At 37.0% G+C, this 10,212-nt stretch carries 9 protein-coding genes; 1 reads left to right on the top strand and 8 read right to left on the bottom strand.

From position 1 onward, the window contains the following. Positions 1–168: 168 nt before the first annotated feature. The 8 genes from BUR17_RS01770 to BUR17_RS01735 all read right to left on the bottom strand — a co-directional run bounded on the left by BUR17_RS01770 (position 169) and on the right by BUR17_RS01735 (position 9,305). Positions 169–915, bottom strand: a complete 747-nt coding sequence (locus tag BUR17_RS01770) for a M17 family peptidase N-terminal domain-containing protein (protein WP_074228284.1) — start codon at positions 913–915, stop codon at positions 169–171. 217 nt (positions 916–1,132) lie between these two features. Beyond that, positions 1,133–2,503 carry an alginate export family protein gene (locus BUR17_RS01765; protein ID WP_074228283.1) on the bottom strand — a complete coding sequence of 457 codons (1,371 nt, stop codon included), beginning with the start codon at positions 2,501–2,503 and terminating at the stop codon, positions 1,133–1,135. A 139-nt stretch (positions 2,504–2,642) separates the two neighbouring features. After that, complete coding sequence (locus BUR17_RS01760; RefSeq protein ID WP_074228282.1) at positions 2,643–4,415, bottom strand: amidohydrolase; 1,773 nt, start codon at positions 4,413–4,415, stop codon at positions 2,643–2,645. A 67-nt stretch (positions 4,416–4,482) separates the two neighbouring features. Further along, entirely contained in the window at positions 4,483–5,172 is a 690-nt protein-coding gene (locus BUR17_RS01755) for a hydrolase (protein ID WP_074228281.1), read from the bottom strand. A 354-nt stretch (positions 5,173–5,526) separates the two neighbouring features. Continuing rightward, positions 5,527–6,402 carry a pirin family protein gene (locus tag BUR17_RS01750; RefSeq protein ID WP_074228280.1) on the bottom strand — a complete coding sequence of 292 codons (876 nt, stop codon included), beginning with the start codon at positions 6,400–6,402 and terminating at the stop codon, positions 5,527–5,529. Between the two features lie 194 nt (positions 6,403–6,596). After that, the gene (locus tag BUR17_RS01745) at positions 6,597–7,181 is read right to left on the bottom strand and encodes a Crp/Fnr family transcriptional regulator (protein WP_074228279.1); all 585 of its coding nucleotides are present in this window, start codon (positions 7,179–7,181) and stop codon (positions 6,597–6,599) included. A 9-nt stretch (positions 7,182–7,190) separates the two neighbouring features. Continuing rightward, complete coding sequence (locus BUR17_RS01740) at positions 7,191–7,502, bottom strand: hypothetical protein (RefSeq protein WP_074230190.1); 312 nt, start codon at positions 7,500–7,502, stop codon at positions 7,191–7,193. Positions 7,503–7,634: 132 nt separating this feature from the next. After that, positions 7,635–9,305 carry a Na+/H+ antiporter gene (locus BUR17_RS01735; protein WP_228418577.1) on the bottom strand — a complete coding sequence of 557 codons (1,671 nt, stop codon included), beginning with the start codon at positions 9,303–9,305 and terminating at the stop codon, positions 7,635–7,637. A gap of 291 nt (positions 9,306–9,596) precedes the next feature. On the opposite strand from BUR17_RS01735, the gene BUR17_RS01730 reads away from it, so the two are divergent. Next, the gene (locus BUR17_RS01730) at positions 9,597–10,070 is read left to right on the top strand and encodes a Dps family protein (protein ID WP_074228278.1); all 474 of its coding nucleotides are present in this window, start codon (positions 9,597–9,599) and stop codon (positions 10,068–10,070) included. Positions 10,071–10,212: the final 142 nt, after the last annotated feature.

Below are 10,212 nucleotides of genomic sequence, written 5' to 3'. Positions count from 1 at the left end.
TAAAAAAGCCAATTGATTAATATGTTTTAAGATTATCATCATCTTAAGTCACACAAAGCCAAATGACTTAATTTTATTCAAATAGAGCCATTTTTTTAATTTTTAATGTCAGAATAGTCCAGCTTAAAATTTCTGAAAGGAGCGCCATAAATTTATTTAATAAAACTATCACTTCTTAACTTCCGCAATCGCAGCCTGAATTCCGCCACCTGCAACTTCAAAGAAAGACGGACCAGCCAGCAGATATACTTTTTCCAGTTTTTTTGTTTTAGAAAGGTTATGTTCTCTCAAATAAATTTCTGAACGATTAGCCAAGACAACACCTTTTACCACATTTCCTGCAACCAGAGCAGTTGGAGAATCAATTCCTGCATCTTTCAGGTCGCTTGCAAAGGCAAAGTTTGTCACCCCTAATCTCAAAGCTTCTCTGGTAGCCACTTCTGCTACGGAAGTCATCAGTTCTGGGGTGAAATTGTTACGGTCACCCAAACCAATTAGCAACAGTTTTTTCGCTGACATAGAACCAGCGGGAGGCATAATCAATAAGGTTTCCAAAGAATGTCCTTTGAACTGTCCCGACTGTCTGATTTTGGTAAACTCACCCTTTAAAGCTTCATCCAAATGAACTAATCCGTTTAAGTTGGCGGGCAATGCCTGCGCGCTGTGGGTGTCGTTATCTGTATATTCAAAAACACAGACAACCTGCAGTTGAGCGTCGGCGGAAGATGGTCCCTGAACCAAACCAATCATAGAAATTCCGTCCACTGAACCCCAGTTTTTGGATGTTCCGATTGCTGTGGTTTTTGAAGATGCATTGGCTTTAGTTGTAGTGGTTTGCGCAAATATCAGGGTTGAAAATGCTAATCCTGCGATTAATAATGATTTGCTTACTATATTTTTAACGATGTTTTTCATAATCTTTTTTGTTTTTTAGCTTTAGCAGTTTGCTGTGGGCTGATGATAATTTTGTTAATTTATTTTTGTTTTAATGTTATTCAAAGGTAGTTTCAGAAATAGATTCTGGCATTGATGTGGGATATTAAAAATACAAATTGCTCAAATATTTTTCACTAATTTCACTAATAATATATTCGTGATTTTTGTGTAAAAGTTAGTGTCATTCATGTTTGACTTAAAACTTGAAAACAACTCTTGAATTAATAAAAAGTCCGTTTTTGTCATTTTCAATAATATCATCTACAAACTCACCGGTTTTAAAATATTGAATTCCTGTATTAAAAATGAAAAATTTATTGATCTTATAATTAAAGCTTCCTAAAAAAGCTGTCCCGATGTATCTCTTTTTAGAATTCATTGAAGTCAGATTCAAAGATCCGCTCGGTCTGTAAACGCCATCCTGTAAAGAATATCTCCAGTTGAAAACCACATCTGCCTGAACCGTCATTTTGCTGTTTAAATCCACGGTTGCATAAGGATGAATGTCAATTAAATTCACAGGTCCAATTTGCGGATTGAATCCAAAATACCCCCCTTTCGGATAAAGCGGATTGAAAGTTCCCAATTTCCCATCACCTTTATTTTTATCTCCTGAAATATAATCATTGCGAAGATTGATGGTCGGTTTTCCTTTCACATTTTCGAATAGATAACCGATGTCTGCAGAAGCTGTCCAAGCACTTATTGTACTATTATTGAAGTTTCCAAACTGATAAGCTCCTTCAAAATTGTAAATAAAACCGCTGCCATATCTGTAAAATCTTCCGCCCAAAGTATGTCTTCTCTCGTCTCCTGTTCCGTCTTCAAAACGGGTTTCTTTTCTGTGAATTCCCAGATAATAGAATTCTAAATTTCCACTTTTCGGAAGGATCAAAGTGTTATAACTTCCCCAAAGATTAATCGATTTTGAGAACTTATTGTCAAACACTCCAGTATTGATTTCACTAGTCATCATCATAAATGCATCCGATTTGAAATTCCCTCTTTGATACATCAATTTCAATCCATCAAAATAAAGTCTCAAGTTTGGACCTTCACGAACTGAAATCAATCTTCCGCTTCCGTAATCCAACTCTTGTCTTCCTGCACGAACGGTCAGCTTTTCTTTTTCATTTTTGATAGCATCCACATCTACAAAAAGATTCTGAACATTCAGATGATCTTCGTCGATCGGTCTTGGCCCATTCTTTCTTCCGTTTTCCCACGCACTTCTCAATTGTCCGAAAACTCTCACTCGTGAACCTAAATGCAAATCTGCGTGAACCGTATATCTCTGGATAAAAAACGGATTGCTTCCGATTCCCAATCTTCCCCAGTCTTCATTATTAAATTCTACAAACTCTGCTCTCGCTTCTCCGCCTAACGATAAATATTTATTGTTATCATTTTCAGAAAGCGGAATATATTTCAATGAATTATACAATGTTTTTGTTGAATCCTGATAAGATGTATAATTTTCATCAAACCTCATCAGTTTAAATTGTGCGGAGATATTTACCGAAAGAAAAATCTGTGCGATAAATAATATTAGAGTTAACTTTTTCATTGTTTAGGTTTGAGTTTTCGGTAGTGTATTGAGTTATTTTGATTGTCAGTTATAAACCACCCCGTCAAAAATTCTTTGAATTTCGCCACCCCTCCAATGGAGGGGAATTTTTTGCGAAATTATTGGGTTTAAATCTTAGTTACTTTGTCTGATATCCGCCGTAATGTTTTACAGGAGACCATTCAGGAAGTACAGGAAGTGAAGCCGGAGCAACATTTTTGTAAGTTTCGTCTCCGTAGACTACTTTTCCGTCAACGATGGTTAATTTGGAAGTAATATCTTTGATTTGTTCTTCATCAACACTGAAATAATCTTTATCCAAAATCGTAAGGTCTGCGAAATATCCTTTTTTGATTTTTCCTTTTTCATAATCCTTTATCAATTCATATCCTCCAAAAGTAGAAAGTGATAAAGCTGTTTTTCTGTCCAAAGCATTTTCTTTTGCCATTACCTGAGTTCCGCCCAAAGTTTTCCCTGAAGTGATCCAGTACAAAGCAACCCACGGATTATAACTTGCCACTCTGGTTCCGTCTGTTCCCAATCCGACAGGAATTCCCATTTCAAGCATTTTTTTAACAGGCGGAGAAGCCAAAGCTGCTTTTTTTCCGTAACGATGGATGAAACTTTCACCTTGATACGCCATTCTGTGTTGAACTGCAATACCGCCGTTTAAAGCTTTGATACGTTTCATATTGTCTTCAGAAACCGTTTCTGCGTGGTCGAAAAACCAAACCAATCCGTTCAAAGGTGTCTCTTTATTCACTTCTTCAATCACATTTAAGAATCTTGTAATGCTTTCATTATATGTTGCATGAATTCTGAAAGGCCATCTTTTTTTCACCAAAAGACTTACCACTTCTTTCATACTTTTCTCCATCGTTGCAGGCAATTCAGGTCTTGGGAAAAGGAAATTTTCAAAATCAGCACCGTCTGAAACCAGATTTTCGCCACCTCCTTCTATGTGATAATCAATTCCGTTGTGATTGTTGTGTCCGTGGTCATCGATGTCTACCATTCCTGTCCATTTTGTATAATCTGATAATTCAGAACCTTTCTTTTGAGCAAACAAATAATAAGGTAATCGAACTGTGATTTTTCCCTGCTTATTTAATTCATCAGTTGTTCCGTAATCATCAGGGAAATTCTGAAAACCACCGCCTGCATCCATGACAGCTGTTACGCCAAGACGATTCAGTTCTGTCATATATTGCAGTGTAGAATTTTCTTTTTCAGCTTCTGACAATTCAGGTAATTTTGCTAAAGTCGAATACAGTATAAACGCGTTAGGTTCTGCAACCAAAAGACCAGTCGGGTCTCCATTATTGTCTTTTTCAATTAAACCTTGAGCCGGATTTGGTGTTTCACCGTTGATATTTAATTCTTTTAAACCCGCTTTATTCAACCAGGCTTTTCCGTAGAGATACATCACGAAAGCCGGAACTTCGCCTGTCGCCTCATTGATCTCGGCCAAAGTCGGCAGTCTTTTTTCTTCAAACTGATATTCGTTCCAGCCACCAATCACTCTTACCAATTGCCCTTTTGGCGTTCTCTGAGCCTGCTCTTTCAACATTTCCAAAGCTCTTTTCAAAGTTTTCACACCATCCCAACGAAGTTCTGTATTGTAAAATCTTCCTCCTCGGATGACGTGCAAATGGCTGTCAAATAATCCAGGAATCACTCGATTTCCTTTAGCATCAATGATTTTTGTAGAGCTTCCTTTTAGTTTTAAAATCTGGGCATTTGTTCCGGTTTGGAAAATTTTATTGTCCTTAATGGCAACTGCCTGAACTTCCGGATTTTTATCATCCATTGTGGTGATTTTTCCGTTGGTTACAATTAAATCTGCTTTCTGAGCATTGAACAATCCGGCACCTAAGACGAATGAGAATAAAAATTTATGGAGTGGTTTCATAATGTACTTTTTAATGGTTTGAAGAAAAAAGGCAGGTCGGTTTCAACCTGCCATAGTTGAAATTTGATTAGTGTTTAAGCATATCCTGAGCGTACTGAATTCCTAATCCGTAAGCACCGCCATATTTTTTCATTAAATCATTCACTGGTTTATAAGTTTCTTTTCTTGACCAATCTCTCTGTAATTCAAGAACATACTGAACTGAGGTAATCGGATGTACACCCCCCTGAACCATTCTTGTAACCGCCTGGTCGTGAGCTTCTTTTGAAATATCACCTGAAGCATCCGTAATCACATACACTTCATAACCTTCGTCAATTGCAGATAAAGCCGGACCTACGATACAAACGCTCGTCCAAAGACCAGCCAAAACTAGCTTCTTTTTGTTTTTTCCTGTAATTGCTTTGTGAGCGTTCAAGTCTTCCCAAGTGTTCATCGTCGTTCTGTCTACATATCCACTTGTCGCTTCAGGATAAGCTTCTGAAATTTCCGGGAAAACGGGTCCAGCAAAAGATTTTTCTGCTACTGTTGTTACCACGGTCGGAATGTTGAAGATTTTTGAGCCGCCTGCAATCAATGCCACATTGTTTCTCAATTCTTCCATACTGATGCTTTTTGTTGCGAATGCCATTTGCCCTTCGTGGTCAATTAAAACCAAAGCGTGGTTGGTTGGGTTCAACATTGATTTTCCAGGTTTCTGAGCGAATGCTGTTACTGATAATACTACTGTTGCGAATGTTAAGATTAACTTTTTCATAATGTTTAATTTTTAAATGTTGTTGTTTATTTTTATTGATAATTAAATTCTGTCTGAAGTATTTCTTTGATTTTGATATGACAAATTTAGGGCGATGAGAAACCCTACACATTTAACTAGTTTAATAAATCACATTTCTGAAAAAATATTTTATTTTTTTATCCTTTATTGTATACAGATAATTTCAACTCGATAAAAAACTGTCCACAACAACAACCAAAACACTAATAATCAATTACTTAAATTTAAAACAAGATTTAGTTTAAAGCAAAAAAATAGACTCAGATAATAAAATCCAAGCCTATTTTTGTATAAATATTTCACACTTCTAAAAGTGACTGTTTAATTTTTTTCTTACATCGTCATCGGAACTTCCATCAACAAAATTTCTGTATTTTCTGAAGTCGATTTGATGTTCAAATCGGAAATATCCCAAACTCCAAAACCATCTCTTGTTTCTACTTTTTGTCCTTCGATTACTGCGCTTCCTTTTAAAATAAAAGCATACACGCCATTTCCTTTTTTCTTGATTTGATAGTTGGTTTCAACATTATTTTCGAAATTCCCTAAGTGAAACCAAGCATCCTGATGAATCCAAACACCTTCATCTTCAGCACTTGGAGAAAGAATTTGTTGGAATTGATTCTGACCTTTTGATTTGTCTAAAGTAATCTGGTCATATCGTGGCGTTACATTTCTTTTGTTTGGATACACCCAGATTTGAAGAAATTTTACCAAACTGTCATTATTTTTATTGAATTCGCTGTGCATAATTCCAGTTCCCGCACTCATCACCTGAATGTCTCCACTCTTGATAATCGCCGAATTTCCCATACTGTCTTTGTGCTCCAGATCACCTTCCAACGGAATGCTGATGATTTCCATATTATCGTGCGGATGCGTTCCGAAGCCTCTTCCCGCCTCTACTTTATCATCATTCAAAACTCTGAGAACACCAAAATGCATTCTTTCCGGATTATGATAATTTGCAAAACTGAAAGTATGATTGCTCACCAACCAGCCGTGGTCTGCTTTTCCTCTGGAATCCGCTTTATGAATCACAGAATTGTCTTTGATTTTTGAATCAGTGTTTGGTAAATGATTGTATCCGATGGGTTCCAAAGGTTCGATTTCGTCAATCTCATTTTTCATTGTATTTCCCAATGAAGCGGTTGCTACAAACATTCCTGTTCCAAGTAATCCTTTCTTTAAAAAATCTTTTCTGTCCATATCTGTTGGTTGTTTATTCGTTATTGATGGGACAAATTTATGGTGATGGAAATTACTGCGCATTTAACTAGTTTAATAAATTTACTTTATTTGAAACAAAAAGACGGGGTAGTTTACAAGCTATGTATAAACCACCCCGTCAAAAATTTTTCAAATTTTCGACACCCCTCCATTGGAGGGGAATTCTGTACGTTCTATTTCTCCTTAGTCGCCAAACGCTTTCTGATCGTGCTCACAAATTCTTTGGAAACGCCCAGATATGAAGCGATATAATACTGCGCAACACGCTGTGGAATTGTAGGATATACTTTTATAAATTCCAGATATCGGTCAGATGCGCTTTTTGAAATAGTATTCACCAAACGGTTTTGAAGCGTAAACAGATTTCTCTGAACCAACATTCTGAAAACTCTTTCAAATTTTGGAATTTTCTGTAAAAGCTCTTCTTTAGTTTTAGGATTCAGCATAAAGATCTCTGAATCTTCAATCGTTTCAATATACAAATTGGACGGTTTCTGGTCCTGAAACGACGCAATATCACTGATCCACCAATCTTCGATAGCAAACAGAATTGTGACCTCAAAACCATTATCATCAAGGTAATAAGCCCTCAAACAGCCTTTGTGAATGAAGCCTTCAAACTGGCAGATCTCACCTTCCCGCAATAAAATTGTTTTCTTGGGAATGGTCTCACAAACCAATAAATCGGTGAATATTTTCTCTTCTTCTCTGTTTAGACTGATAAAACGCGTGACGTTCTTGATGATATTTTCAAACATAAATTAAGTTTACGGCTGCAAATTAGGAAAAAGTGTGTAAACTTCGTTCTTCAAAAGCCCGCTTCCGCCGCCGTAATGGTCGATTACTTTCACCTCTTTATCCAAATCCCGGCAAAAAGTTTTCACTTTATTTTCAAATTTCTCATCTAAACCGGAACTCAAAAGCACAATATCTACTTGATTATCTTTGATATAATGATAGCAGACGTTTTCATCGCTCTCGATTTCTGCTTTCCACCCTTCATTATTTTCGATAATTCTTTTTAAGGTATCAAGAATTTCCTGATTTTTCCCAATGACTAAAAATTGTAAGCTTTCCATTTGATATTTGTTTGTATTGAAGTTAATTTTCAGGAGCTTAATCCCGCTATCCACTATATCTTTTTTCCCACCGCCAATGCCAACCTCAAAAAAAGGATGCCGTTCCTATCGGGGCTAGAGATTTGGTATGTATTATAAATGTTTGGTACCCGTAATTTTCAGTTCGTTAAGATCCAGTTGTGATTCCGCTTTTCTCACTTCATCCTCACTGAACAGGTTTTCACGTTTTATTTTGAACAATTCTTTTCTCTGTAATGCGAAAATATCCAGCATAATTTCGTGGTATTCATTTAAATCATTTCTTCTGTTGGTGCACATTTCCAAAGACTCCAGATGATCTTGCTGTTGCAAAATATAGTTTTCGATGGTATGTTTAAAGTTTTCCACCAGACTGTTCGTTTCCAGATTAGACTGGTATTTTTCATTCAGTCGGTTCACCGCAAGATTATCCAGTCTGATTTGAATACTCGCCTGCTGCTCGTGAGAAGGCAAAATGTTGTCAATCTCACCGATCTTGGTCAATTTAATGATCAAAGGAAGCGTCAAACCCTGAAAAACCAGCGTCACAAAAATCACTACGAATGTTATAAAGATGATCAAATTCCTGTGTGGAAATTCTGACTGCTCATTCATCATTACCGGAATTGATAAAGCCGTTGCCAGAGAAACCACGCCACGCATTCCTGCCCAACCGATTATCAAAGGATTTTTCCAACCCGGACTTGGGTCTTTACGCACTTTTTTGCTCAGCCATCTCGGAATGTGTGCCACAGGATAGATCCACAACATACGAACGACAATCACAATCAGGCTGATAATTAGACCATATTTAATTCCATCCATTACAGATGTTTCGCCCAATCCATCGACAGTATCGGGAAGTTCCAATCCAATTAAGACAAAAACCAAGGCATTCATCACAAAGATCAGGGTATTCCACACGCCCGTCATATTGATTCTAGTAGTTCCCGTTTTGAAGATCTCGTGCGAACGGAACGACATAAACAATCCGCCACTCACCACCGCCATTACTCCCGAAAAATGAAAATGCTCTGCCGAAAGAAATAAAACATATGGGGTCATCACCGTCAAAGCTGCATCAATTGCTGGTGTCGTCGGCAAAAATCTGTGTATTGCATAGAAAATATGAGCAACCGCGATCCCAACCACAACACCCATTCCTGTAACCAGGAAAAACTGTCCCGTTGCTTCCTGCATAGAAAATACGCTGGTCATCACGGCTGCCAAAGCAAATCTGAAAACAATAAGTGACGAGGCATCATTGATGAGACTTTCGCCTTCCAGCATTGCAATCGTTCGCTTTGGAACTTTCAAGCCTTTCAAAACGGTAGTCGCTGCGATCGCATCTGGTGGCGAAACAATTCCACCCAGCAAAAATCCCATTGCCAAGGTGAATCCCGGAATCAAAGCCTGCGAAGCAAATGCTACAACAATAGATGTCAGGAAGACCAATCCAAAAGCCAATAATCCAATGGTGCGTTTCCATTTCCAGAAATCGTTCCACGAGGTGTACCAAGCGGCTTCATATAACAATGGAGGTAAAAAAATGAGGAAAATAATTTCCGGGTCCAGTTTCAAAACAGGAACTCCGGGAATTAAACTGATTCCCAATCCTGCCAACACCAAAAATATAGGATACGCAATTTTGATGCGCTGCGCCAGCATAACCAGTAGCATTACGACCAATAGAAGTCCGAGTATGAGTAGTAAATCTTCGTGCATAGCTTTTTGTTTAGAAGTTAAATATGAAATATTAGATGATAGACCTATAACTTTTTTCATCCAATTGTTCTTTTATATTTTATAGATGAATAAAATAACATTCTGATATCTATTTTCGGTCTTTCATTTTAATATGACAAATGTATGGCGACAAGAGATACTGAGCATTTAACTAGATTAATAAATTACATCGCATCACATTTTTTTTCATTACAAATGTTTAAAAATTTAAAAATATGATTCAACGACTCATTTTGCCTATTCATCGAAAACTTTCGTCATTACGTAGGATTTACTATGAACTTTACATCAGAAAAAAGCAATAACGCTCAAACTTAAAATCTCAATCTTATGAAAACAAACATCGGGCTTACAGAGCAAAACACAGAAGCTGTAGCAGAACAATTGGCAAAATTATTAGCAGATGAAACTGTACTTTACATCAAAACCAGAAATGCCCACTGGAACGTGACCGGCGACAATTTTCACGCAAACCATATTTTCTTTGAAGAACAGTATAAACAGATTGACGAGTTGATTGACAGCGTTGCAGAACGTTTACGAAAAATCGGTCATTACGCACCTGCTACAATGAAAGCTTATTTAGAATTAACACATCTTACGGAATACAGCGAGAGAACCAATGATGGATTGGGCTTTATGAAGGATCTACTAAAAGACCATGAAAGCATTATCGATTTTCTAAGAGGAAACGTTACACCTTTTGCTGAAAAGTATAAAGATTACGGTTCAAGCGACTTCATCACAAGCCTTATAGAAACGCACGAAGAAATGGCCTGGATGATTCGTTCTTACTTCAGGTAATACGTGACCACGAATGCATTAATTTCTTTATAATAAAATATATTTATTCGTGCATTCGTGGCATTCAAAACTTTCACATTAGAATCAAAAAAATTTAAGCAAAAAATTCTTACTAATTTTGAGAAAAGGAATAATTATATTT

It is taken from the genome of Chryseobacterium scophthalmum (assembly GCF_900143185.1).
In the GTDB taxonomy this organism is placed as follows: domain Bacteria; phylum Bacteroidota; class Bacteroidia; order Flavobacteriales; family Weeksellaceae; genus Chryseobacterium; species Chryseobacterium scophthalmum.
This window is presented reverse-complemented; position numbering and strand designations above follow the sequence as displayed.

Bases quoted from the DNA above. Each gene is read 5' to 3' on its own strand.
- BUR17_RS01755 (WP_074228281.1), bottom strand. From the start codon at position 5,172: ATGAAAAAGTTAATCTTAACATTCGCAACAGTAGTATTATCAGTAACA.
- BUR17_RS01745 (WP_074228279.1), bottom strand. From the start codon at position 7,181: ATGTTTGAAAATATCATCAAGAACGTCACGCGTTTTATCAGTCTAAAC.
- BUR17_RS01730 (WP_074228278.1), top strand. From the start codon at position 9,597: ATGAAAACAAACATCGGGCTTACAGAGCAAAACACAGAAGCTGTAGCA.
- BUR17_RS01765 (WP_074228283.1), bottom strand. From the start codon at position 2,503: ATGAAAAAGTTAACTCTAATATTATTTATCGCACAGATTTTTCTTTCG.
- BUR17_RS01740 (WP_074230190.1), bottom strand. From the start codon at position 7,502: ATGGAAAGCTTACAATTTTTAGTCATTGGGAAAAATCAGGAAATTCTT.
- BUR17_RS01760 (WP_074228282.1), bottom strand. From the start codon at position 4,415: ATGAAACCACTCCATAAATTTTTATTCTCATTCGTCTTAGGTGCCGGA.
- BUR17_RS01770 (WP_074228284.1), bottom strand. From the start codon at position 915: ATGAAAAACATCGTTAAAAATATAGTAAGCAAATCATTATTAATCGCA.
- BUR17_RS01735 (WP_228418577.1), bottom strand. From the start codon at position 9,305: ATGAAAAAAGTTATAGGTCTATCATCTAATATTTCATATTTAACTTCT.
- BUR17_RS01750 (WP_074228280.1), bottom strand. From the start codon at position 6,402: ATGGACAGAAAAGATTTTTTAAAGAAAGGATTACTTGGAACAGGAATG.